Origin of the sequence: Variovorax sp. J22G73 (assembly GCF_030317035.1) — a bacterium.
In the GTDB taxonomy this organism is placed as follows: Bacteria; Pseudomonadota; Gammaproteobacteria; order Burkholderiales; family Burkholderiaceae_C; genus Variovorax.
Window position 1 is genome coordinate 126,298 of record NZ_JASZYK010000003.1, and the last position, 23,725, is coordinate 150,022.

A 23,725-nucleotide genomic window follows, 5' to 3' on the forward strand; every position below is an offset into this window, starting at 1 on the left:
GAGAGACGCCAGGGTGCGCGTCGGTTCCTTGAAGCTTGCAGGGATTGCAATGGTTCGGACGGTCGGGATGTTTGCCCACCGTGGGGAGGCGATGCGTCGCTGGCGAACGTGCTCATCGCTTCACCGCCTTGGCGCACAGCGCCAGCAGCATCGAGAGCACGCGGGCCTTGTGCGCTGCGTCGAGGTCGTACACGCCGAGCATCTGCGAGAACCAGAAGCCGTCGGCCGCCAAGCGGCACACCAGCAGCAGGTCGGGCGCCTTCACGGCCAGGTGGTCGGTGGCGAGTTCGATCTTCATGCGCTCGTTCCAGCGTTCGCGGTACTCGGGCGTGCCGAGCGCGAGCAGGCCGATGGCCAGCTGCATCTCGATGTCGTCGGGCCCGCCATCGCTGTCGAAGCAGGTGCGGATGTAAGCGCGCGCGTTGCGCCCCGGCGTGGCGGGCTCGGCCGCCAGCAGGCGCGCGAAGCGGTGCTCGAACTCCGCGAAGAGCTGGTCGGACAGCGCATCGAGCAAGGCCTTCTTGTTGGGAAAGTGGTGCTGCAGGCCGCCCTTGGTCACGCCGGCACGCCGCGAAACCTCGTCGAGCGTGACCGCGTGCGCGCCCTCGCCCACGAGCAGCAGGCGGGCCACGCTGAGCAGCTGCTGGCGCACGATTTCGGGTTGTTTCTGGCGGCGGTGGGCTTCGGTCATGCAGGCGGTTTCTTGGTGTTTTTATAAACAATCCATCTGGATGGTTTGTTGAGTTTACTTCGGCAATGCGCGTGCCCGTTTCGCGTCGGTAGACTGGCGGCCCGTCTTTGGCCCCTCTCTTTCTTGGCGACTTCCTCCACCATGCAGACTTATCGAGATGTGCCTGCCCAAGCCGATGCACTGGCACAGCGGCTGCGCGCCGGTGACGTGTTCGCCTACCCCACCGAAGCCGTGATGGGCCTGGGCTGCGATCCGTCGAACGAGGCCGCGGTGACGCGCATCTGCAAGCTCAAGCAACGCCAGGTCGAGCAAGGCGTGTTGCTGATCGCGGCCGACTTCTCGCAGGTGGCGCCCTACGTCGACATGGCGCAGGTTCCGCAGGCCGCGCTCGACCGCGTGCTGGCGAGCTGGCCCGGGCCTTTCACCTGGATTTTTCCGCGCAGCGAACGCGTGTCGGCGTGGGTGTCGGGCCGGCACGCCGGCATTGCGCTGCGCGTGACGGACCATCCGGTGGCGGCTGCCCTGTGCCGTGCCTTCGGTGGTGCGCTGGTGTCGACCAGCGCCAACCCGCATGGCCAGCCGGCCGCGCGAACGGGCGACGAAGTGCGCTCGTATTTCCCGCTGGGCATCGATGTGCTGGTCGACGACGCCGTGGGCGGGCTCGCGCGGCCGAGCGAGATTCGCGATGTACTGACGGGGGAGCTGGTGCGCGGCTAAGGCTGCGGTACGGGCTGTAGTTCGGGCAGCAGCGCAGGCGGCAGTTCAGGCGGCAGCGCCACCGCGAGTTCGGGCACCGGTTCAAGGGACAGCTCGGGCGCCGGCGTCCAGAAGCCCTGCATCTCCATCAGCCCCGCCCTGCCCTGCGCACGCAGGTAGCCCGCCGTGGTCCCCACCGACACATGGCCCATGTTGTTCTGCACCACGTGGATCGGCACCGGCGAGCGCCCCTGCCTGCCCTGCAGCGCGTGCGCACCGTGCGCATGGCGAAGCCAATGGATGCTGGCGCGCTGAAGGTGCTCGGCCTGCGCCTCGTCGAGCGTCTGCGCGGCGCGCGCGACGAAGAGCTTGATGGCGCTGTAGAAACCCGAGGCCGACCACGGCTTCGGGTGCTCGGGCAGCAGGTCGAAACGCGCAAGCACATGGATGTGGCTGTTGCCCGGCGCACCCACCTGCCGTTCGAAGCCGTGGTGCGCGAGCTCTTCTTCCAGGTCGGCCACGAGGTCGGCGGGCACCGGCACTTCGCGCTTGCGTCCGGCCTTGCCGCTGACCGACAGCAGCCATCCGCCGGCGTCGCGCCCGTCGGGCGTGCGGTACGTCACCCGTTGCAGGTCGCCGCAGGTGGCGCCCGTGATTTCGGCCAGCCGCAGCCCCGTCGCGTAGACCCAGCGCATGCCGCGGCGCAGGCGCCGTCCCGCTTCGGTGGCTGCATGTTTGGCAAGCAGGCTGTCGAGGTGCGCCCACTGTTCGAGGCTCAGCGTGCGGTGCTGCCCGATGGCGCGCGGCGCCTCCAGGGGTTCGGTCATCGCAGCGAAGGGGTTGCGCAGCAGGTAGTTCTCGCGCATCAAGAAGGCGAACAGGCTGCGCAGGATGGCCATGGCCTGGCGCACCGCCGTCGGTGCCAGCGGCCCTTCGAGCGGCCGCCACAGTGGTGACCAGCGCTGGTTGTGGCGTGGCCCGCACCAGGCCGCAGGCGGATCGCCGAGGAAGCGGCGATAAGCCGCCGCATCTTCCACATCCAGCGAGGACAAGGCCGCGCGCCGTTCGAGCACCGCCCACAGCAGCAGGCGCTCGGCCTCCCTGCGGTAGGAACGTTGCGTGGGAGAGAGTTCGCCGGGCTCGTCTTGCGCTTGCGCGCACTTGGCCGCGAGCCACGCGCCGATGGCCTCGTGATCGGTCTGCGCCGCGATGCGGCATTGGTCCTGCGCGGCGCGGTGGTGGCCACTGCGGCCATCGAGTTCGGGCGGGGACACGAACTTCTCATAGGGAACAAGGGCCGTGCCGCGTGGAACGACCGCGGCGAGGTCGAGCGCGCTCACCTGGTGGCGTCGCTTCGCGGCATGGGAGCCCACGCGCAGGCCGAGCGGCTCTTCGTTGGCGCGCAGCCAGTCGAGGATGCGCCCGGCCTTGCGCTCGCCCACGCCGGGCACCTTGACCCACCAGCGCGCGCCGGTCTGGTTGATGTGCGTGACCAAGGCGGCCAGGGTCGCGAGGCCGCCGCGCTCCAGGCGCTCGGCCATCGCATGGTTGAGCCAGGTGGACACGCTGTCGCCGGGGCGAGGGTCTTGCGCCGTATGGCTCTCGAGCCAGCGCAGGGCCTCGAGTTGCCGCTCGACGACGCGCATGCGACGCGACGCGCGGCCCGTGCCTGCGCCTGCGCCTGCGCCGCTCTCGGCTTGCGCCCCGCCCGGATACGCGGCCTCGTAAGCTTCGATCTGCTCGGCTTCGGAGAAATCTTCGAGGCCCTGCGCAAGCGCGAAATCGCTGAGGCTCGGGAGCGGCGTCGCGGGGGAAAACTGCTCGGGGTCGAGGAGGATGAGGCGCGCGGTACCCGGGCGCTGCTCGCGGCGTGCAGCGGCGGCGAACTCGTCGCGGATCCACGCAATGGTGCGGCGCACGACCCGCAGGTCGGTATGCTCGCCTTCCAGCCGCAGGTAGCGGTCCCAACTGGTGCGCTCGTCGATGCCCTGCGCCAAGGCCCGCATGAAGGCGAAATGGCCTCGGTGGAGTTTGCGGGAGGGCGGTGGCGTCATGGTGCTGGAGGCGCTGTTTGTTTATGTCAGCGCCAGAACTGCCACCAGGCGCGCGCGGGGGCGGGTTCTGGTGGCGCGGGCGGGGTTTGCGCGGACTCGGCGGCCTCGCGCATGCGGCGGCGCAGTTCGACCTCCAGCGCGTGCGCCGTGCCATAGGCTTCGCGCTCGCCTCTCTGGGCGCGGGCGCGCCAAGTCAAAGCCAGATCCTCGAGGGTCGCGTCATCGAAGTGTGCGAAGGGTGATGACGTGCCGGGTGATGTCATGAAGTCCTGTGGTGTGCTGAATCGGATTGATCAGGGCCATTCTATTTCGATGATTACGTGAATAATCATTCATGCAATATTTGGATGCATTTCTAGAGTTTGCAGCGTGAGTCGAGATTAAGTTGTTGGTTTTGCTGGGGATATTTGGCCTAGCAGTGGTTGGGCTGCGTGGCGATGCTCGTGCCTGACGACTGATTTTGCATTCGGCCATGCATATTTGAGGTCGTTCCTGTGCTGCATCTAGGAAGTCCTAACCCATGGTCTAAATATCGGCTGCAACGTGCTGTCGCATCAAAGGAATCTTCTTGAAGCCTGCGCTCACTTTCGCTTTTTCCGAGTTGCCTGCTGTTTTGAATGCGCGATCCGTAGCACTGAGCCGTACGGCGTCGATAAGGGAAATGTGAGAACAATTGGGATTGATGGCACGGGTTAGAGTGTTCGGCATCGGCCTCTAATGTTCTCGCGGTGAGCGGCTGCGTAGGCTTGCAGCTCGCCCAGATACGTGTGGGCAGCTTAGTCATTCAGTCGGGCTGCCGTTGCAGTTCCTTGGGCAACCGCGGCGCCCTCCCCTGGAGCCTAGGGGGAAGAGCCCAGCGCTGCTTACTGCACCTGTGGGATTCGGAAGAGGTTGGGATCCGTCGTGGTTCGTGACATTGGGTTAAGTAGAAGCCGCAGCCTGATCCCAGGCCTGGACCGATCACGGCCATCAGGTCGGCGGCGTGAGTCGAAGAAATGTTGCCGCCTAAATCCCAATGGAACTCACATTATGGTGAGCTTGCCGCTTTTCCCGTCACCCCAGGCTGCGCGCCCGGCGAATGGCATCTGCGATCGCCGACTCCAGGGCGTCGACCGGTGCACCGATGGCGGCGCTCGGCGTCAGCGTGATGGTCACCTCGCCAGCTTTTGAACGCACCAAGGTGCCGAACTTCTGCCCGTCGGCCTGGACCTCGATGCGCTCGCTGCGTTCGAAGCCGGGGGGGGCGTCCAGAAGCCGAGCGAGCGTCAATGCCGGCGACAGGCTTTGGCCCCGCAGTTTCTCCACGCGCTTGAGCAGGCCGCGACGGTCCAACGCCATGGCGGCATTGAGTTGCTCGGCGTGGCGGAAGCTGATCTCCAGCGGCGTGCGAAAGCATTCCACGACGGCTGACGGCAACTGCGCCACCATCAGAGCCTTGCGCACCCAGGTGTGGCTCACGCCCAGGCCTTCTGCGAGCTGGCGCTGCGTGGGGAATAATTGCTCTTCCAGGGCGCGCTGGTACATCACGCCCTGCTCGTACGGTGACAGGTCGGCGCGTTCGCGGTTCTCCCGGTCCATGGCGGCAAACAGTGCCGAGTCGCCTAACTCGTCCACCCAGATCGACGCCAGTACCGGCATGCCCAGTTCCAGCGATGCGCGATGCCGACGATGGCCGAAGACCAGTTCGAACTGGCCTGGCTCTTCTTTCAGCGGACGAACCAGGATCGGCTGGACATTGCCGCCCGCATGTTCGATGTCTGCCTTGAGTCCTGCGAACTCACTGGTCTTGAACGACGACTCGTGCCGGTTGGCCCAGCGGCTGGGGCGAATCGTTGCCGGATCCATCTTGCGGGTCGGCAGCGAGCCTTCGTACTGGCGAAGCTTTTCGCGCAGTGTTGCCATTTCGCCCTCGACCTGCTGGATCTGCCCGCGGAAGGCGAGCATCTGTCCAGGGCCCGTTCGCGGCGCATGGCCGCCTCCGCCGACTGCGGGTGGAAACCTGGTTTCCACGCTGGCCGCTGCGTGCGGCGCAGGTTCTTCGGCGGGCGCCGCCTTGGGCAATTCCATGGGTTGCGCGGGGGCCTGTGGAAGCGACAGGTTGGCGGTGAGCGCTTCGAGGCGCTTTCGGGTACTAGACATGGTGCGGACTCCTGAAGCGTGGAAACCCGGTTTCCACAAGCGGGGATCGCGACGCCCCGAACGGCGGCGACGGCAAGGTTGGCCGTCGCGAAGGGAGCACGCATGAGGTGCTCCCGGGATTGAAAAAGGCGGACGTCGCGCCGAGCTTCGAACTGACGTGTCGGCCGCGTGCGAGCCTAACGGATACGCTTTGGTGTGGAAACCTGGTTTCCAGAGCGTCCCAGTCGGTACGCAGCCGATTGCTCGAAACCAACGGCTCTGCGATTTTTGAGAGCGCCCCGAATTTGCTCTCTGGCGTGGCGCTGTTGCACTTCACGGCAGCAAGTGAACAAAGTCGTGGCAAAGCATTTGCGAAAGCAGGCTCAGTGCGAAAGGCACTCGTCGTTGATGCTGACGTTCGAGTGCTCGGCAGCGACTGCACGTGGGCAGGTTGATCTGTATATCTAGCTAGTGGCGTTTGAGCGAGCGCTGAAGACCATGCACGAGCCGAGCGCTGATCCGCAGCAGCGTGACTCGGTGGAAACCAGGTTTCCACGCAAGCAGCTGTTCCATTCTTGAGTGCGGCGTTGCCCTTGAACTGCGGCGATGCGCAGCACTTGTACAGCACAGCGATAGGCACGGCGGCGCGCACGACGCCGTCCTCGTCTGGAAACCTGGTTTCCACGGCGGCGTACGTCTCGAAGCTCGCGCCGAGTTGATGGGATTTATCTTGACCGAAGCTCCCCACCCTCAACGCCCTTTCCCTTGCGCGGACCACGCACCCACCACCGATTGCTCGACCAACTCGACGAACGCGTCATACGCATCGACCGCGCGCTTGTACGTCTTGGCCGCGCCTTCATAGCGCTGTACGTCATACACGGTCGCGAACTCTGCGGCCTTGTTGCTGGTAACGCTGGTCTTGGGAATTTCCACCGGCAAGGTGTACTCGCCGTATGTCGCCTGGATCCATTGGCGCACGGCTGGCATGGCGGGGTCGGCCGCGTCGACACGGCTGAGCAGCACGTGCAGGAACTCGAACGCCTTGCCTTCGCGGTCCTTGCTCTGCCCGTCGAGATTGCTCCCGAGGTCAGCCAGCAACGACCAGAACTGCGCCGACGACGCAAAGTCCAATCCCGACGGCGGTACCGGCACCACGATGCCGTTGGCCGCCCAAAGCGCGTTGATGGTTACATAGGAAAGAGACGGCGGCGTGTCGATGACGATCACGTCGTACAGGTCACGCACGCTCTCCAGGCCTTCATTGAGCACGTCCCAGAACTTGGCGCCCGGCTCCTGCATCTGGCGCGCTGGCAGCGCGAACTCGGCCGAGAACAAGAAAGGAGCGGCGGCCACCAAGTCGAGGCCGTCCCAGTAGGTCGATCGGATCGCGTAGCGGATATCGCTCTCAGTGCCGTCGCAGAGCGGGCCGATGGTCATGTCCTCGGTCACCTCGGCTTCGGGCAGCAGGCCGTGTAGCGTGGTGAGCGATCCTTGCGGATCGGTGTCGATCGCCAGCACGCGATGTCCGCGCAAGCTCAGGCCCTGGGCCAGCACCATCGCGGTCGTGGTCTTGGCCACGCCGCCTTTGAAATTACCGACTGCGATGGTGATCGCCTTGCGACCGGTCGGGCGCATCTTGTCTGCGCGATAGGTGCGCGTCCAGCGGCGAAGTTCGTCGAGCTCGAAAGTGCGCTTGCCGCCGGAAGGCGTCAGACGACCTGCGGGAAGATCTTCTTTGGTAATGCGGTAGGCGACATGCGCCTTGTCGACGCCGCACAAAGCAGCGAGTTGCGCGGTGGAATAGACCGGCGGAATCTTGCGAGCTTCGGGAGCAAGCAGCATGCCCCGGATCTGCTCGACCATGGATCCCGCGCGCGTGGCGAGGCCGGCGATGCGCTCCATGTTGATGACTTGCCTCGGGGGCGTCTGGGTGTCGTTGGAAACCTGGTTTCCACTGACGGGAGGCACGGGGACGGACATTGGGTGAACCCTATTCGACAGAATCCGGCAATTCTACGAGAATCCATCGAATGAACAAGTTCCACCGATTCTTCAGTGTCCATGCACCTGCCTAATGTGAGTACGGATAGGGAACCCGTTCCTGGCACCCCGCCGGGACGGGGGATTTTGCGGTCTCTCGCTTGCTTTGAGGCGGACAGAGTGCACCAGAAGCTGCAATCAGCCTGCGGAACGGCGCTCGATAGGCCTCCAGCCCCCTGCGCGAGGGCCAGAAGCCCATATCCACTCACATCAGACCCCATAGACACACACAACAACGACCGGAGAACCCCAATGGATCTCACACCAAATCCCATTCGATCTCACATTGAATCCCAGAACCACTCACAAAACCCTCGCCAAGTCCTTGTCAGCAAAGAGAAAAGTAGTTTGCCAAACTCTTCAAATTCCCAAGTGTTACTTTTCAAATAGAACAAGGCGGCTAAATTCTTTGTGAATTGACCGATTCACAATACGAAGGCATGATGTGAACCCAAGCAATTGCGATACATCAGACATGGCCGAGGAAGAGGCTCCCCCCAGCGCCCCGCGCCAACCACCGACTGCCGAAGAGCAGAGCGTCGCCAAGGCCAACGAGGCCATTGCGATTCGGCCCAAGCGCGGCCGTCTCACGCTGTTGTCCCGCCGCATCTACAACGCGCTGCTGTATCACTCGCAGCGCCAGGGCGTTGACGAACCCGTCTACAAGCTCGCGCTGAGCGAGCTCATCGGCGACGCCCGCTTCAACTCCAACAACACCGAGCTGCTCAAGGCCCACCTGCGCGACATGCAGGCGACCACCATCGAGTGGTCGACCAGCGGCCCCGCGTTGAAGCGCTGGGTGTCTTCCCAGCTGCTCGGCACCGTCACCATCGAGGAACAGGGCAGGGGCCGACCTTGCATGGTCACCTGGCGCTACCCCGAGGAAATCAAGGAGCGGCTGGTCCGTCCGCACCAGTACACACGCGTGCTGCTCGAAATCAGCGGCCAGATGCGCAGCTATTCCGCCGCCGTGCTCTACGAAATCGGCGCGCGCTACCTCACGTCCCCCGGACGGCTTTCGATGCGCGAGGACGTTGTCTGGTGGGCGGCCGTGCTGACCGGGCGCAGCGACATCAAGGAAGTCGACTACCGCTTCCTCAAGCGCGACGTCATCTCCAAGGCCCTGGCGGAAATCGAAGCGCTTTGCGAAGACTTCAGCATCGAGCTGATCGAGCACAAGCGCGGTCGCAAGATCGAGGAGATCCAGTTCCGCGTGATTCCCAAGGTGCAGCAGCGCCTGGGCGACATTCCGAACGCCGAGCGCAACGTTTTCGACCTGGCACTCGTGGGCCGCCTCATCGCCCTCGGCATCAAGCAGGAAGAAGCGCAAGACCTCTACGCCACCACCGACGAGGCCCAGTTGCGCGCGACCCTCGATCACGTCGACCAGCGTTTGCGCAGCCCGACCATGCCCGAGCTGAAGTCGCCCGCTGCTTACCTCAAGGACGCGCTCAAGAAGGGCTATGCCGCCGTCAAGTCGTTGCCGCCAGCCGGCACACTGCCGCCGGCAGCGACAGCAAGCACTAACACTCCGGCGCCACCGGCGATTCCGCTGTCGCCGTCCGATCGCATGCAGCGCATTCGCGAACTCTGGGAAAACGACCGCATGGCCCAGGCGCGCGCCATGTTCGGCGAGATGCAACCGCCCGCGCAGGGCGAGCTTCGCACGCAGTTCGAGGCTCAACGGCTGGAGCAACTGGCGCCGCCCATCGCCCGCGCCTGGCGTCGCGACGGCCCGGCCAGCCGCGTGGCCGCCAGCACTTTTTACAAGTGGGTCGCGCAGATCACCTGGCCCGAGGAGCCGTCCGATCGCGTGCTGCTCGACTTCGCGCTGCAGCGCGGCGTGGCTGGCATTTGAAGATCACGCGCCGCGCGCGTGATCTTTTCCTCGCTTTTCAGTTCGGCCTACACGGGCCACCGTCGTTCGGCTGACACTTTCGACCTCTTCCTGCGCCAAACATGGCCTCGTTATCACTTTTGGCGGACAGCCCGAGGCAACGAACGCATGGCAGAAGAATGGACACACAACGAAGACGCAGGCGAGTGGCTGCATTTCTTCTACAAGGAAGGTCGCATACGCACGGCGGTGCGAATCAGCCGGAGCGCCCTGGAGACCTGCTTTCACTCCGCCGCGGGAGAAAGCCTGGTCAACATCTACGTCGCCCACGTCGAGGTCATTCACGACAAGGTGCGCGCGCGTCTCAGAGCTGGCGATCGCTTCACCGCTGAAGCGCCGCTGAGCCTGTTCGCCAGTGACTTCGAAGATCGGCGGCAGGCGATGTACGTCGACCTCGTTCCGCCTCAGATGATCGAGCAGACCGCCCAAGAGCTGGATGGCAAGTTCACGGCCGAGCAGTTGGAGGCGGTGGCGTCGTGGATGCGGAAGCGGGTTGTTTCCTCTACGCGCCGTTAGTGGATTTTTGACATTGCGGCTCACTCATGGCGAGACCATAAGAGGAGTGAATGAAGTGCGGGTCAACACGCTGGCAAGCCGCCGAAGCGCCGAATAGACTGCCCACGCCTCATTCACCGCACAAGGATTCCCATGCCGATCGACACCATGGCCACCTGGCACAAGCTCGTCAAATCCCAGGACGCGACGGGGCTCAATGACCTGCTGGCCGACGACGCCGTCTTTCATTCGCCGGTCGTGCACAAGCCGCAGGTGGGCAAGGCCATCTCGCAGAAGTACCTGGCGGCCGCGTTCCAGGTGTTCTTCAACGACAGCTTCCGCTACGTGCGCGAGGTCAAGGGCGAGCACGACGCCGTGCTCGAATTCATGGTCGAGATCGACGGCATCAGCGTCAACGGCGTCGACATGATCAAGTGGAACGACGAAGGCCGGATCGTCGAATTCAAGGTCATGCTGCGCCCGCTGAAAGCCGTGAACCTCATCCACCAGAAGATGGGCGAAATGCTCCAAGCCGCTGCAAGCGCCTGATTCGAACCCCGAAGCCTCGCTACCAACCGCCGCCCATCGCCCTGAAGGTCGCGACCACGGCGCGGCCCTTGTCGGACTGCTCACGCACCAGTTGGTCGCGCGCGGCAAGCAGCTGGCGGTCCTGCTCCAGCAGCTCCATCAGGTTGAGCACGCCGCCTTCGTAGGCCTGTTGCGTGGCGGCGCGTGCCCTCGTGTCGGCATCGACTTCCAGCAGCAGCTCCTTGCGTTCGGCGTCCAGTTGCCATTGGCGAACGAGCGCGTTCTCGACGTCTTCGGTGGCACGAAGCAACGACTGCCGATACCGCGCCAGGGCTTCGGCCCTTACGCCTTCGGCGCGCTCCAGCTCGGCGTCCACGCGCGCGAAGTCGAACAGGCGCCAGTGCATGCCGATGGCCGCCAGGGGCTGGAAGTTCGCGGCCGACGGCGTCGCCGTGCGCAGGCTCTCGAAGCCCAGCAAGGCCGAGAGCGAGAAGCGCGGATAGTATTCCGCCCCCGCAACGCCGACGCGGGCGTTGGACGCGGCAAGATGCCGCTCCGCCGCGATCACATCGGGCCTTCTGCTCAGCAGGTCATGCGGCGTCAGCGCCATCGCCATCGACGGGATTTCCGCGCGTTCGACCGGCGCGGCCAGCTCGGCGGCGTAGGTGCCCGGCGTGGCGGCCATCAGAACGTCGAGGCGGTTGAGCTGCGTTTCCTGCTCCGCCTGCAGTGACGGCAAGCTCGCCCTGACCTGCGCCACACGCGCCTCGGCTTGCGCGCGTTCGCGCGCCGTGGCCATGCCTTCGCGCAGCCGCGACTGCACAAGCGCCAGCAGCTCGCCGTCGGTCTTGATCTGCGCGCGTGCGAGTTCGATGCGCGCCTGCGCCGCCCGCACGCGGAAACAGGCGTCGGCCGCTTCCGCTGCAACGATGACCCGCACGCCCGCGTGATCGGCCTCGGCCGCCTGCGCTTCGGCCGTGTCCGCTTCCGTGCCGCGAGCCTGTCGCCGGCCACCGGCGCGCAGTTCAGCGTGCTGCCGCCGGAGAACGCCACGGGCAACTTCACCAAGATCGTGCAGCGCATTCCGGTGCGCATCGTGCTCGACGATGCCGACGGCGTGCTCGGCGTCTTGCGCCCCGGCCTCTCCGTGACCGCCGATGTCGATTCACGCGACGTGCAGCAACTGAGCGCCCGCGGCGCCGGCGAACCGTGAACGCACCCACTGCCACGACAGCGGCCACTGCAGCGGCCACCCCCGGCGCGCACGCAGGGACCCAGGGCGTGGTCGACCCCGCCGGCATGTCGACCGCCAGCAAGGCCATCGCTTTCGCCGCGATGTGCGTGGGCATGTTCATCGCGCTCATCGACATCCAGATCGTCTCTGCCTCGCTGCGCGAAATCGGCGGTGGCCTGTCGGCCGGCACCGACGAAACGGTGTGGGTGCAAACCAGCTACCTCATCGCCGAGATCATCGTCATCCCCATGTCGGGATGGCTCTCGCGCGTGCTCTCCACGCGGTGGCTGTTCTCCATTTCGGCCGCGGGCTTCACGCTCACCAGCCTGCTGTGCGGCATTGCCTGGAACATCCAGAGCATGATCGCCTTCCGGGCGTTGCAAGGCTTCATGGGCGGCTCGATGATTCCGCTGGTCTTCACCACGGCCTTCGCGTTCTTCCAGGGCAAGCAGCGTGTGTTCGCGGCGGCCATCATCGGCGCCATCGCCTCGCTGGCGCCCACGCTCGGGCCGTCGGTGGGCGGCTGGATCACCGACAGCTATTCATGGCACTGGCTGTTCTTCGTCAACCTCGTGCCGGGCATCTTCGTGGCCGTCGCAGTGCCCATGCTGGTGAAGATCGATCGCCACGACTGGTCGCTGCTGCGCAATGCCGACTACCTGGGCATGCTGCTCATGGCGCTGTTCCTGGGCTGCCTCGAATACACGCTCGAAGAGGGCCCGCGCCTCGACTGGTTCGGCGACCCGCTCATTGCCGGCGCCGCCTGGGTGTCCGGCGTGGCCGGCGTGCTGTTCGTGTGGCGTTCGCTGCGCTATGAACACCCGGTGGTCGACCTTCGTGCACTCAAAGACCGCAACTTCGCGCTGGGCTGCCTGTTCTCGTTCATCACCGGCGTGGGCATCTTCGCGACCATCTACCTCACGCCGCTGTTCCTCGGCCGCGTCAGGGGCTTCAGCGCGCTGGAAATCGGGCTCGCCGTGTTCTCCACCGGCGTGTTCCAGATCCTCGCGATTCCGGTGTACGCCTTCTTCGCGAACCGCGTCGACCTGCGCTGGCTGATGATGTTCGGCCTGGCCTGCTTCGCGTTGTCGATGTGGCAGTTCACGCCCATCACGCACGACTGGGGCGCCGCCGAGCTTCTGCTGCCGCAGGCGCTGCGCGGCATCGGCCAGCAGTTTGCCGTGCCCCCGACCGTGACGCTCACGCTGGGCGGCCTGGCAATGAACCGGCTCAAGCTCGCCTCGGGCCTGTTCAACCTCATGCGCAACCTGGGCGGCGCGCTGGGCATCGCCGTGTGCGCCACGCTGCTGAACGACCGCACCAACCTGCACTTCTACCGGCTCGCGGAGCACCTCACGCGCAGCAACGAAGCCACCACCGCGCTGCTCGAAGGACTGGGCGGCCGCCTGCAAGGCGCGACCGACCAGCTGGTGGGCGCGTCGGCGGCGCTGCGGCAGCTCTGGAACCTCACGTTCCGCGAGGCCCTCACGCTCACGTTCTCCGATGTTTTCTTTGGCATCATGGTCTGCTTCATCGTCGCCACCGCGATGGTGCCGCTGATGCGCAAGGTGACGCCGCCCAAGGCGCCATCGGCCGACGCGCACTGACCCCACCGCACTGCATCGCACCGGAGCCGCAAACCCATGAAACCTAACACGCCCGCCATGCTCACCACGCCTTCTGAGCCCCCCACGCGCATCGACCCCGCCCTGCGCATGAAGTACTGCCCCATCGTGCGCAGCCTGGCGCGCGTCGGCGAGCGCTGGAGCATGCTCATCCTGCGCGACGCGTTCTACGGCATCACGCGCTTCGACGACTTCGTCAACAGCCTGCAGATCGCGCCCAACATGCTCATGCGCCGGCTGACCTCGCTGGTCGAAGACGGGCTGCTGGAGCGGCGCCAGTACAACGACAAGCCGCCGCGCTACGAGTACATCCTCACGCCGCTGGGGCACGACTTCAGGCCCGTGCTGCTGGCGCTCGTCACCTGGGGCAACCAGCATTTCGCGACCGAGGGCCGCAGCGTCGTGCTGAAGGAGAAGGGCACCGGACGGCAGATCGACCCCGTGCTCGTCGACAGCGCCAACGGCAAGCCGATCACCGAAAGCGACTACGTGCTGGTGCAAGGCACGCCGCCGCAGCGCGCGGCCGCGGCGGTGCCCGCAAGCCAAGGCTGAACAAGAACCGCACACACAGGCCGAGACCTTCGCACGGCAATTTCCATGGACGGCCTCGACCTGCTCAAGACCTTTCTCGAGGTGGCCAACCGCGGCAGCTTCTCGCGCGCGGCGGGCAAGCTGGGCATCTCGAAGGCCAGCGTCAGCAAGCACGTCGCCAGCCTGGAGAGCAGGTTCAGCGTGCGGCTGTTCAACCGCTCCACGCGCTCGGTCACGCTCACCGACGCGGGCCGACTGCTGCAGGAACGCAGCATGCCGCTGATGGAGATGGTCGAGCTGACGCAGAGCGAGCTCGAAGCCCGCGGTTCGCGCCCGAGCGGCCGGCTGCGCGTGACCGCGCCGCACGGGCTGGTGCAGACCGACTTTCCGGCGCTGCTGGGCGAGTTCATCACGCTGCACCCCGACGTGCACATCGACCTGCACCTGAGCAACCGGGTGATCGACCTGGTGGAGGAGGGCGTCGACGTCGCGCTGCGCGTGGGCCGCATCGGCGACGAGAACCTCATCGTGCGGCGGCTGCGCCCCATGGCCCTCACGCTGTGCGCCACGCCCGCCTACTGGGCACGGCGCGGCATGCCCGCCACGCCCGACGACATGCGCCAGCACGACGTGCTCGCCTACTCGGCGGCGAGTGGTTCCCCGCACCTGCCGTTCGAGGTGGAAGGCAAGCCCTACAACATGCCGGTGCGTGCGCGCATGGACGCCAACGACGCCAGCGCGCTCGTCGCCGCGGCGCTCGCGGGCATCGGCGCGGTCTGCGTGCCCGCGCTGCTGGCGCAGCCGCACATCGGCCGCGGGAGCCTGGTGCCGGTGCTCGCCGAATTCATGCCGCGCGACCTGTGGCTGCATGCGGCCTACACGCAGCGGCGGCACAACAGCGCGGCATTGCGCGCGTTGCTCGACATGCTGGAAGCGCGGATGCAGCAGGAAGAGGGCGCGGCCACGCCGAAGCCGTCGCGCCCGCCCGCATGGAAGGGGCCGCGCTGGGCGGACCCGGACCTCGCAACGGCATAGCCGAGCCGCGGCCCGGGCACTGCTGACGCTTCAGGTCCGCCCTGATCCGCCAGCGGACGCGCGCGACAGCGTCGCCAGTTTCTTTCTCGCGCTTTGCAGGAACCCGACACGCTCGGCAGGCAGCCGCGCCTTCGTTTCCCCGAGCGCGATCAGCTCCAGCACGCCAGCCGCCGACAGCTTCGTGCCGAGCGGGTCACGTGGATCGCGGGGCGCCAGGTTGTCGAGCCGGGTGTTCGAGACCACGTGCACCTTCAGATGGCGATGCAGCGTCTTAGACAGCTTCTGGCAGGCCGCGGTCATCGCAACCTCGTCGGGCGTGAGCTGGCCGTGCACGACCAGCAGCTCCAGCGTGCCGTCCTTGTCCTCGCCCAGCAGAAAGGCGCGCACCACCGAGTCCTTGAACCTCGAGCGCAGCATCGCGCGGACCGGCTCCGCGGCGGCGAACGACTTCAGCGCGATGCTGCGTAGCTCGTCGTGGAAGACGAAGGCGCGGTCGACCTGCACCGTCTCTTCGAACGCGTCGGCCTCGTCCGGCTCTGCCTTCGGCTTGTGTTTCTCCTTCTGCTTCTTCAGCATGCCGCTGCCCACCAGGTGCTCCAGCGTGCGCGCCACGTCCGCGGCGTCCAGCTTCGAGCGCCGAGCAAGTTCGGCATGCGAGAACTGTTGTTCGGGTGCCGCGTAGAGCACCTTCAGGAGTTTCTGCACCTCGGGGGCAAAAAGGAAATCGGCCGCGCTCATTTTTTCCAGGTCCTTGCAAGAGGGCACGCATTATGGGGAGCAATGGCGTGGCAGGTCTGTCAAATGACACGGCGAGTGCGGCGAAAATCCACCGCATGCTTCTTCCTGTAACCAATGGCGCCGAGCGCGCGGAAACCCTGGCCGCGCGGCTGGGCTGCACCGTCGCCAGTTTCTCCGAACCCCAGGGCCCCGCGAGGCCCGCGTTGCTGGGCAGCGTCGCCACATTCGCCGCCACGCTCGAGGAGTTCGGCGGCCGCTGGGAGGCCGGCGACAAGGTGCATGTGTTCGCGAGCTGGCCGATGCTCGAAGCCGCGCTGCAACACGTCATCGCGCAGCGCGAGCGGGCGAACTTCGGTTGATGCGCCCGCCTCGCCGCTGGTCGCTAGTGAGAGCGCAGGTCGGCAAGAAATTTCTGCGCCCGCTCGCTGCGAGGCTTCGAGAAGAATTCGCCCGGCAGGCCCGCCTCCACCAGGCAACCCTGGTCCATGAACCAGACGCGGTCGGCCACTTCGCGCGCGAAGTTCATCTCGTGCGTCACGCACATCATCGTCATGCCGTCGCGCGCCAGCGACTTCATCACCTGCAGCACCTCGCCCACCATCTCGGGGTCCAGGGCGCTCGTGGGCTCGTCGAACAGCATGGCCGGCGGGTCCATGGCCAGCGCACGCGCAATCGCCACCCGCTGCTGCTGGCCGCCGGACAGCTGCCCGGGAAACGCGTCGGCCTTCGACGCCAGGCCGACGCGCTCGAGCAACTCGAGCGCGCGGGCGCGGGCCTGCGCGCGCTTGTGCTTTCGAACGCTGATCGGGCCCAGCATGATGTTCTGCGCGACCGACAGGTGCGGAAACAGGTTGAAGCTCTGGAACACAAAGCCCACCTGGCTGCGGAACTTGTTCACGTCGATCGACGGCGCGTGCACGTCCTGCCCGTCGAAGCGAATGGTGCCGCCCTGGATGTTCTCCAGCCGGTTCACCGTGCGTATCAAGGTCGACTTGCCCGAGCCCGAGGGCCCGCACACCACCACGACCTCGCCCTTGCGGACCTCCGCGCTGATGTCGTTCAGGGCACGGTAGTCGCCGTACCACTTGTTCACGAGATCGAAGGCGATCAGGGGCGTGTTGCTGGAAGACATGGTCATGCGGCCTGCTTGGGAACGATGGGTGAGGAGGTGGTGGGCGCGGCTGACGATGCGTTGGCCAATACGGCGCCCCCGAATCCGCCTTCGCGCCGCGTCGCGATGCGGTGTTCCAGCCAGCGCGCCAGCCGCGTGAGCGAGAAGCACAGGCAGAAGTAGATGGCCGCGAGCACGAAGTACACCTGGAACGGCTGCGTCATCAACGAGCTGTTGATCTGGTTGGCCGCGAAGGTCACTTCGTTCACGCTGATCACGTAGCCCAGCGAGGTCTCCTTGATGGTGGAGACGAACTGGCTCACCAGCGCCGGCACCATGTTGTAGAGCGCTTGCGGCAGCACCACCTTCGTCATGGTCTGGCGGTAGTTCAAGCCCATGGCGCGCGCCGCCTCGGTCTGCCCGCGGGGCAGGCCCTCGATGCCGGCGCGCACGATCTCGGCCAGGTACGCCGCCTGGTAGATCACCAGCGTGATCACCATCGTCGTGAACCCGCTGACCGTGCGGCCCGTGAGCACCGGCACGAAAAAGTACACCCAGAAGATGAACATGAGCAGCGGCACGCCGCGCACCACGTAGACCACCGCGGCGGCCGGAAAGCGCAGCCAGGCGAACCCGCTCATGCGCGCCAGCGCGAGGGCCACGCCGAGCGGAAAGGCGAGCGCCAGGCCGAGCACGGAGAGCACCAGCGTGATCGCCAGGCCGCCCAGCGGTCCGTTCGGGTACTGGCCCACGAGCAGCAGCATGCCGTACTCGCGCAGGATGGAAAGAATGCTGTCCACGGTTTACCTCGTGCGGATGCGGTAGCGGTTTTCCAGCCTGGCCCCGGCGGCCATGATCAGCAGCGACACGCCCAGGTAGATCACCGTCGACAGCAGGTACACCTCCACCGTCTTGAACGACTGGCTTTCGATTTCTCGCGTGGCGTAGGTCAGCTCCGCCACGCCCACCGTCATGGCGAGGCTGGTGTTCTTGAACAGCAGCACCGTGTGGCTCACCAGCGTGGGCAGGGCGATGCGCAGCGCCTGCGGCAGCACCACCAGGCGCGAGGCCTGCAGGTACGACAGACCGACGGCGCGCGCGGCCTCCAGCTGCGACTTGGGAATCGACCGGATGCCGCCGCGCAGCCCTTCGGACACATAGGCCGCCATGCACAGGCCGATGGCGATGAAGGCCAGCAGGAACTCGCTGTTGTGCGCGTTGAGCCACTGCTGCGCCGCGTGCGGCAGCAGCGCCGGCATTCCGAAGTACCACAGGAAGACCTGCACCAGCATCGGCACGTTCTGGTGGTACTCCACGTAGCCGGCCACGCAGGCCTTCGCCGCGCGGCTGTCCGACATGCGCACCACGGCGAGCACCGTCCCCAGCGCCATGGCGAACAGCCACGCCGCCGCCGTGAGCTCGAACATGGTGAGCACGCCGTGCCCGATCCACTGCGGATAGTCGCCGCGTGTCAGCACGGAAAAGTCGAGCTTGCTACCCATGGCGTGCGCTTTCGTGCATGGCGGTCGTCAGCCCTTGATGGGCTCGATCCTGAAGCCGCGCTGCATCTTGTACGGCGTGCCGGTGCCCAGCCATTTGTTGAAGATCTGCTGCGCCTCGCCGGACTTTTCCATGGCCTCCAGCGTGCTGTTCACCTGCTTGATGAACCCCGTCTCTTCCTTGCGCATGCCGATGCCCCAGGGCTCCAGCACCAGCGAGGGCTCGAGCGCGACGATGGGCACGGTGCTTTCCGACTGCTGGCGGAACTTCACGAGGTTGAGCTCTGACACCGCGAAGCCGTCCGCCTTGCCCTGCTGCATGGCCAGGAACGCGTTCGGCGGGTCCTGGAAGGTGATGGTGGTCGCCCCCGGGATCATCTTGCGCACCAGCATCTCGGAGCTGGAGCCCTTCACCGCGCTCACGCGCTTGCCGCTCAGGTCCTTCAGCGTGGTGAAGCCGCTGTCCTTGCGGGCGGCCACCTTCTGCTCGCTGGCGAAGTACTGGTTGCTGAAGGCGATCTGCTCGGCGCGCTCGGCGCTCCAGCCCAGGTTGGCGATCACGGCGTCGACGCGGCCCTGCTGCAGCTCGGGAATGCGCGCGGCCACCGAGATGAGCTTCAGCTCCAGCCTCACGCCCAGCGACTTGGCCAGTGCCTTGCAGAAGTCCACGTCGTAGCCTTCCACCTCGCGCGTCTGCGCGTTGGAGAAACTGAACGGCTCCGCCGTGCCCAGGGTGCCGCACACGAGCACCCCCTTGGACTTGATGTCGGCGAGCTGGTCCGCGCACGCCAGGTTGCCCAGCAATGCCAGGCAGGCGCCGGCGATGAGCGTCGATGCGGTCTTCTTCATGGGTCTACTCCGGGAAGGTTGGGTGGAACAAAAGATTCGTCAGGTCAGCTCGGCCACCGCGGCCTGCAGCAGCTGGCCGCCCTGCTCGATCACGTCGATGCCGGTGGCGAAAGACATGCGCAGGTGGTTGGGCATGCCGTACGAGGTGCCGTCGATGGTGGCCACGCCGGCGTGCTCCAGCAGGTAAAGCACCACGTCGACGTCCGACGCAAGAAGCTGCCCGGCCGGCGTGCGCCGCCCGATCAGCCCGGCCGCGCTGGGGAACACGTAGAACGCGCCATCCGGCGGCGCGCAACTGAACCCCGGCAGCGCCTGCAGCATTTGCACCATGCGGTCCCTGCGTGTCTCGAACAGGGCAGCGGCCTCGGTGACGGCGTGCTGCGGGCCGTCGAGCGCGATCGCCGCCGCGGCCTGGCTCATCGAGCCCGGGCACGAGGTGCTCTGGGACAGCAGCAGCGTGATGGCCTTGATGAGCGCCGCCGGCCCCGCGCCGTAGCCGATGCGCCAGCCCGTCATGGCGTAGGCCTTGGAAACGCCGTTGATCACCAGCGTGCGCTCGGCCAGCTCGGGCACCACGTTCAGGGGCGACACATGCGTCGCGCCGCCGTAGACGAAGTGCTCGTAGATCTCGTCGGTCATCAGCCACACCTGCGGGTGGCGCTTGAGCACCGCGCCGAGCGCGGCCAGCTCGTCGCGTGTGTAGACCGCGCCCGTGGGGTTGTTGGGCGTGTTGAGCACCAGCCAGCGCGTGCGCTCGCCGATGGCCGCCTCGAGCGCGGCGGGCGTCAGCTTGAAGCCCTCGGCGGCGCTGCTGGGCACCACCACCGGCGTGCCGCCGTGCAGCGCCACCATGTCCGGGTAGGAAACCCAGTAGGGCGCGGGAACGATCACTTCGTCGCCCTCGTTCAGCGTGGCGGCGAAGGCGTTGTAGATGATGTGCTTGGCGCCGTTGCCCACGGCGATGTGCTCGGGCTTGTACGCCAGCGCGTTCTCGCGCAGCAGCTTGTCGGCAATGGCCTGGCGCAGGGCGGGTGTGCCGTTGGAGGCCGTGTAGCGCGTGTGCCCGGCCAGCAGGGCCGCGACACCGCCTTCGACGATGTGGCGCGGCGTCGGGAAGTCGGGCTCGCCGATGGTGAAGTCGACGATGCGCCGGCCGGCCGCGCGCAGGGCATCCACGCGCGTCTTCGCGGCCATGCTGGGGGAGGGTTTGACGCCGCCGAGGCGTTGGGCCAACAAGGTGTTCACAGGGCTCTCCAGGAAAAGGTCGGAAGGGGAAGGGCGGGGCTGCGTCAAAAGCCTCAGAGCCCGTGCGGCGCGAAGGCCTTGGCGAGCCACGACTGCTCGGCCTTGCCGTTGGCGATCTCGGCCTTGATGGCGGCTTCGAAGCGCTCCGTCTGCGCCACCGCTTCGAGCAGGCGCGGCGCTTCGGCCTGCGAAAAGGTCACGATGCCGTCCTCGTCGCCGACCACCATGTCGCCGGGGTGCACGACCTGCCCGCCCACGCACACGGGCACGTTGACCGCGCCGGGCCCGTTCTTGTAGGGCCCCCGGTGGATCGCCGCGCGGGCATGGCACGGAAAGTCGGCGTCGTGGAAAGCCGCTGCGTCGCGGATGGCGCCGTCGATGACGATGCCGGTGCAGCCGCGCTGCTGGGCGTACAGCATGATGAGTTCGCCCACCAGCGCGTTGGTCGTGTCGCCGCCGCCGTCCACCACCAGCACGTGGCCCGGGGTGGCATCCATCAGCGCCTTGTAGATCAGCAGGTTGTCGCCGGGCCGGGTCTTCACCGTGATCGCCGTGCCCACCAGCTTGCGCTGCCGGTGAAAGCGCCGCAAGCCGACGATGCCGCTCAGGCGCTGCAGGTTGTCGCTGATGTGCGGCGTGGCCACTTTCTGGAACGCCGCCAGCATCTCGGGCGGCGCCGCGGCCGGGGTGGAATGAACGGCAAAACTCGAAGCAACCATGGGCACAGCTCTCAACATCAATTCGATGGCGAGATTGTGAAAGTTGCCTAAAATTTCAAAAAGCGAATTTTTTCGGGTAGTTCTATGGAAAAAAAGGAAACCGATAAGGGTTTCGCCTGACCATGATGACGTTCAAGCAGTTGGAGGCCCTGTATTGGGTCGTGCAGTCGGGCGGCTTCTCGCAGGCCGCCCAGAAACTGCACACCTCGACCTCCGCCGTGTCGAAACGCGTGCACGAACTCGAAGCCGGCTTCGACCTGGAGCTGTTCGACCGAACCCAGCGCACCGCGCGCCTCACGGAAAAGGGCGAGGAAATGTTCGTGCTCGCCAGGAAGCTGCTCGAACAGAGGGACGCGGCCATCGACCAGATCGGCAAGCCCGAAGTCATCGAGCGCCGCGTGCGCATCGGCGTCACCGAGCTCACCGCCATGACGTGGCTGCACCGGCTGGTGGAGGCCATCCAGCGCTACTACCCCAAGGTCACCATCGAGCCCGACGTGGATGCGAGCGGCAACCTGAAGGACAAGTTGCTGAGCGACGAGCTCGACCTGGTGCTGGTGCCGGACGTGTTCGCCGAGGCGCACCTGCCGAGCCACGTGGTGGGCCGCTTTTCGAGCGTCTGGATGTGCAAGCCGGGCTTCGTCGAGCCGGGCAAGCGCTTCAGGCTGCATGAGCTGGCCTCGCGCCGGCTGCTGCTGCAGGGCAGCAGGTCGGGCGCGGGCACGGCGCACAACAGCTGGATGAAGTCGCTGGGCGTGCAGCCGAGCGACGTCATCATCGTGAACAACCTGGTGGCGATGATGGGGCTGACCATGTCCGGCCTGGGCATCGGCTGCATGCCCGAGGAATGCCTGGCGCCCATGGTAGCCAACGGCTCGCTGACGGTCATTCCCTGCACGCCCGCGCCGCCCGAGATGACCTACGTCGCGATGTACAAGGGCGACCAGAGAAGCACGCTGATTTCCTCGATCGTCATGCTGTCGCAGGAGTGTTGCGACTTCACGCGGATGTACGGCTTCGGCAGGTAGCGCAGCCGGTGAGAGGCGCCCCGGGCCTGGTCAAGCTGCCGTCTCAGGTGCCGTCTCAGGCCCGGTCCTCATGCCCCTGCACATGCCGCACGAAGTCGAAGAACACATCGAGCTCGGTCGACTTGTCGAACACCGCGTCGGCGCCCAGCGCCAGGCATTGGGCCCGCATCTCGCGCGTGGCGTAGTTCGAAAGAATCACCACCAGCTGGTGCGGCTCGCGCTGCTCGCAGCCGCGCAGCACGCCCATGCCGGAGCCTTCTTTCAAAAAGAGATCGACCACTGCCACGTCCCAGCTGCCGTCGTGCTCCTGCAGCCAGTGGATCGCTTCCGACTCCGTCTCGGCGGTGCCCAGCACCCTGGCCTTCGTCAAGTCCTCCAGCGTGGGAATGAGTTGGTCGCGAATCGTCTTGTTGTCCTCGACGAGGAATGTGATGACTGCCATTTTGTTGTGCCCCTGATCGTCCCGATGCCACGAGCCTAGGCGGCATCGGTGACGGCGCGGTGGTCCGCGCGCGCGTGTGGCTGTGGGTGGGCCTCCTACGCCGGGGCATCGGCGCGCGTGGGAAGGCGCGTCTATTTCGTCGTGGGCGGGCTGTCGTTCTGGCGCAGCGGCGTCGCCTCGCCGGTGGCCGGCACATTGCCCGGGCCCTTGGCCGGGTCGGCCAAGCCGTAGACCAGAAAGACCACCACCACGCACACGCCGATCAGCACCAGCAGCCCGGCCATGAGCCGGCGGGCCAGGTCTCCGCGCTTGTGTTCCTGTCTTGTTTCCATGGGCTTTCCTGTTCGTGTTCGTGGTCTTGGTTGAGCCGCAGCAACACGCTGCGGCCAGATCACGATGGCAGGGGCCGCCGGCATTGCCATGGGCGTTCGTCGATTTGTGTTGAAGGGCTTGCGCCTACGTTCAGCCCACGCGCATCGACAGCTCCACGTCGCCCCCGAACGGCGTGGACATGTAGCCGCCCTGCGGCGAGCGCACGCGCGCGAGGTACTCGGGGCTGTGGTCGGCGTTGTCGGCCACCACCAGCGCGCCGGGGCGCAGCCGGCTTTCCACCAGCGCCAGGATCTCGGGGTACAGCGCCTTGGCGCCGTCGAGCAGCAGCAGGTCGATGGTCTCGGGCAGGTCGGCGGCCAGCGTCTTCAGCGCGTCGCCTTCGCGAATTTCCACCAGGTCGTCGAGGCCGCCGGTCTTCAGGTGGGCGCGGGCGCGCGCCACCTTGGAGGGCTCGAACTCGGTGGTGACCAGGCGGCCACCGCCGTTGTCGCGCAGCGCCGCGGCAAGGAACAGGGTCGAAATGCCGAACGAGGTGCCGAACTCGACGATGCTGCGCGCGCCGCCGCTGCGCGCCAGCATGTAGAGCAGCGTGCCGGTCTCGCGCGAGACGGGCAGCGGCACGTCTTTCAGGCGGGCGTAGAAGTCGAGGTACTCGGTCTTGCTGTGCATCAGGCGCGTGCGCTCGGCGGCAGGCAGCGCGGCCAGCGCGGCGCTGGTGGCCGGCGACGCGGCGGCGGTCTCGTCGAAGAGGCGCTCCAGCAGGGGCGCGAGCGGTGCGGTGTTCAGTGTGTTCACGAGGCGGTTTCCTTTGGGA

General features: G+C 66.3%; 25 protein-coding genes and 2 pseudogenes. 11 read left to right on the plus strand and 16 right to left on the minus strand.

Translation table 11 applies throughout. The features are described from left to right. Nucleotides 1-112: 112 nt before the first annotated feature. The gene (locus QTI51_RS13185; RefSeq protein WP_116910002.1) at nt 113-691 is read right to left on the minus strand and encodes a TetR/AcrR family transcriptional regulator; all 579 of its coding nucleotides are present in this window, start codon (nt 689-691) and stop codon (nt 113-115) included. 141 nt (nt 692-832) lie between these two features. On the opposite strand from QTI51_RS13185, the gene tsaC reads away from it, so the two are divergent. Then, a complete protein-coding gene (gene tsaC / locus QTI51_RS13190) occupies nt 833-1,408 on the plus strand; it encodes an L-threonylcarbamoyladenylate synthase type 1 TsaC (RefSeq protein ID WP_286514061.1) in 576 nt (191 codons plus the stop codon). On the opposite strand, the gene QTI51_RS13195 is transcribed toward tsaC, so the two are convergent. From QTI51_RS13195 to QTI51_RS13210, 4 genes are all read right to left on the minus strand, one after another. Further along, entirely contained in the window at nt 1,405-3,393 is a 1,989-nt protein-coding gene (locus QTI51_RS13195; RefSeq protein WP_286514064.1) for a site-specific integrase, read from the minus strand. The two genes, tsaC and QTI51_RS13195, sit on opposite strands and share 4 nt — an antisense overlap. A 74-nt stretch (nt 3,394-3,467) precedes the next feature. Then, nucleotides 3,468-3,704 (minus strand): hypothetical protein, encoded by a 237-nt coding sequence (locus QTI51_RS13200; protein WP_286514066.1) that lies wholly within the window; start codon nt 3,702-3,704, stop codon nt 3,468-3,470. A gap of 790 nt (nt 3,705-4,494) precedes the next feature. Continuing rightward, nucleotides 4,495-5,580 (minus strand): ParB/RepB/Spo0J family partition protein, encoded by a 1,086-nt coding sequence (locus QTI51_RS13205; protein WP_286514069.1) that lies wholly within the window; start codon nt 5,578-5,580, stop codon nt 4,495-4,497. Nucleotides 5,581-6,309: 729 nt separating this feature from the next. Beyond that, nucleotides 6,310-7,464, minus strand: a complete 1,155-nt coding sequence (locus QTI51_RS13210) for an AAA family ATPase (protein WP_286514072.1) — start codon at nt 7,462-7,464, stop codon at nt 6,310-6,312. Nucleotides 7,465-8,077: 613 nt separating this feature from the next. Between QTI51_RS13210 and QTI51_RS13215 the strand changes: the two genes are divergently transcribed. From QTI51_RS13215 to QTI51_RS13225, 3 genes are all read left to right on the plus strand, one after another. Next, entirely contained in the window at nt 8,078-9,460 is a 1,383-nt protein-coding gene (locus QTI51_RS13215) for a replication initiation protein (protein ID WP_286514075.1), read from the plus strand. A 147-nt stretch (nt 9,461-9,607) separates the two neighbouring features. Further along, nucleotides 9,608-10,015, plus strand: a complete 408-nt coding sequence (locus tag QTI51_RS13220; RefSeq protein WP_286514078.1) for a hypothetical protein — start codon at nt 9,608-9,610, stop codon at nt 10,013-10,015. Between the two features lie 132 nt (nt 10,016-10,147). After that, a complete protein-coding gene (locus QTI51_RS13225; protein ID WP_286514080.1) occupies nt 10,148-10,543 on the plus strand; it encodes a nuclear transport factor 2 family protein in 396 nt (131 codons plus the stop codon). Nucleotides 10,544-10,562: 19 nt separating this feature from the next. Here QTI51_RS13225 and QTI51_RS13230 read toward each other — a convergent pair whose 3' ends face one another. Then, entirely contained in the window at nt 10,563-11,600 is a 1,038-nt protein-coding gene (locus QTI51_RS13230) for a TolC family protein (RefSeq protein WP_353506533.1), read from the minus strand. Here QTI51_RS13230 and QTI51_RS13235 point away from each other — a divergent pair. The 5 genes and pseudogenes from QTI51_RS13235 to QTI51_RS13250 all read left to right on the plus strand — a co-directional run. Then, nucleotides 11,481-11,735: pseudogene (locus tag QTI51_RS13235) on the plus strand (hypothetical protein); the annotation flags it as partial. The gene QTI51_RS13230 and the pseudogene QTI51_RS13235 overlap by 120 nt on opposite strands. 86 nt (nt 11,736-11,821) lie before the next feature. Next, on the plus strand, nt 11,822-13,363 hold the full coding sequence (locus QTI51_RS13240; RefSeq protein WP_286515696.1) for a DHA2 family efflux MFS transporter permease subunit: 1,542 nt from the start codon (nt 11,822-11,824) through the stop codon (nt 13,361-13,363). A gap of 108 nt (nt 13,364-13,471) precedes the next feature. After that, nucleotides 13,472-13,933, plus strand: coding sequence for a winged helix-turn-helix transcriptional regulator (locus QTI51_RS13245; protein WP_286515698.1), 462 nt, complete (start codon nt 13,472-13,474; stop codon nt 13,931-13,933). Between the two features lie 45 nt (nt 13,934-13,978). Further along, nucleotides 13,979-14,155, plus strand: a pseudogene (locus QTI51_RS39090) (LysR family transcriptional regulator); the annotation flags it as partial. Between the two features lie 45 nt (nt 14,156-14,200). Continuing rightward, the gene (locus tag QTI51_RS13250) at nt 14,201-14,947 is read left to right on the plus strand and encodes a substrate binding domain-containing protein (RefSeq protein ID WP_503011519.1); all 747 of its coding nucleotides are present in this window, start codon (nt 14,201-14,203) and stop codon (nt 14,945-14,947) included. Nucleotides 14,948-14,977: 30 nt separating this feature from the next. Here QTI51_RS13250 and QTI51_RS13255 read toward each other — a convergent pair whose 3' ends face one another. Next, nucleotides 14,978-15,685, minus strand: coding sequence for a hypothetical protein (locus tag QTI51_RS13255; RefSeq protein ID WP_286514084.1), 708 nt, complete (start codon nt 15,683-15,685; stop codon nt 14,978-14,980). A gap of 95 nt (nt 15,686-15,780) precedes the next feature. On the opposite strand from QTI51_RS13255, the gene QTI51_RS13260 reads away from it, so the two are divergent. Continuing rightward, the gene (locus QTI51_RS13260; protein WP_116909990.1) at nt 15,781-16,044 is read left to right on the plus strand and encodes a hypothetical protein; all 264 of its coding nucleotides are present in this window, start codon (nt 15,781-15,783) and stop codon (nt 16,042-16,044) included. 23 nt (nt 16,045-16,067) lie between these two features. On the opposite strand, the gene QTI51_RS13265 is transcribed toward QTI51_RS13260, so the two are convergent. The 6 genes from QTI51_RS13265 to QTI51_RS13290 form a co-directional block, all read right to left on the minus strand. Then, nucleotides 16,068-16,796 carry an amino acid ABC transporter ATP-binding protein gene (locus QTI51_RS13265; protein ID WP_116910124.1) on the minus strand — a complete coding sequence of 243 codons (729 nt, stop codon included), beginning with the start codon at nt 16,794-16,796 and terminating at the stop codon, nt 16,068-16,070. Nucleotides 16,797-16,819: 23 nt separating this feature from the next. Continuing rightward, on the minus strand, nt 16,820-17,560 hold the full coding sequence (locus tag QTI51_RS13270) for an amino acid ABC transporter permease (protein WP_503011520.1): 741 nt from the start codon (nt 17,558-17,560) through the stop codon (nt 16,820-16,822). A 39-nt stretch (nt 17,561-17,599) separates the two neighbouring features. Next, nucleotides 17,600-18,298, minus strand: a complete 699-nt coding sequence (locus QTI51_RS13275) for an amino acid ABC transporter permease (RefSeq protein ID WP_116909988.1) — start codon at nt 18,296-18,298, stop codon at nt 17,600-17,602. Between the two features lie 27 nt (nt 18,299-18,325). Continuing rightward, nucleotides 18,326-19,144, minus strand: coding sequence for an ABC transporter substrate-binding protein (locus QTI51_RS13280; RefSeq protein ID WP_286514090.1), 819 nt, complete (start codon nt 19,142-19,144; stop codon nt 18,326-18,328). Between the two features lie 39 nt (nt 19,145-19,183). Further along, on the minus strand, nt 19,184-20,380 hold the full coding sequence (locus QTI51_RS13285) for a pyridoxal phosphate-dependent aminotransferase (RefSeq protein WP_286515700.1): 1,197 nt from the start codon (nt 20,378-20,380) through the stop codon (nt 19,184-19,186). Between the two features lie 62 nt (nt 20,381-20,442). Beyond that, on the minus strand, nt 20,443-21,108 hold the full coding sequence (locus QTI51_RS13290) for an RraA family protein (RefSeq protein ID WP_286514093.1): 666 nt from the start codon (nt 21,106-21,108) through the stop codon (nt 20,443-20,445). Between the two features lie 125 nt (nt 21,109-21,233). Between QTI51_RS13290 and QTI51_RS13295 the strand changes: the two genes are divergently transcribed. Beyond that, nucleotides 21,234-22,136, plus strand: a complete 903-nt coding sequence (locus tag QTI51_RS13295) for a LysR family transcriptional regulator (RefSeq protein WP_286515702.1) — start codon at nt 21,234-21,236, stop codon at nt 22,134-22,136. 55 nt (nt 22,137-22,191) lie between these two features. Here QTI51_RS13295 and QTI51_RS13300 read toward each other — a convergent pair whose 3' ends face one another. From QTI51_RS13300 to QTI51_RS13310, 3 genes are all read right to left on the minus strand, one after another. Beyond that, nucleotides 22,192-22,578, minus strand: a complete 387-nt coding sequence (locus QTI51_RS13300) for a response regulator (RefSeq protein ID WP_116909986.1) — start codon at nt 22,576-22,578, stop codon at nt 22,192-22,194. A 131-nt stretch (nt 22,579-22,709) separates the two neighbouring features. Continuing rightward, nucleotides 22,710-22,910, minus strand: a complete 201-nt coding sequence (locus QTI51_RS13305; protein WP_116909985.1) for a hypothetical protein — start codon at nt 22,908-22,910, stop codon at nt 22,710-22,712. 130 nt (nt 22,911-23,040) lie between these two features. Beyond that, the gene (locus QTI51_RS13310; RefSeq protein WP_286514099.1) at nt 23,041-23,706 is read right to left on the minus strand and encodes an O-methyltransferase; all 666 of its coding nucleotides are present in this window, start codon (nt 23,704-23,706) and stop codon (nt 23,041-23,043) included. Between the last annotated feature and the right edge of the window lie 19 nt (nt 23,707-23,725).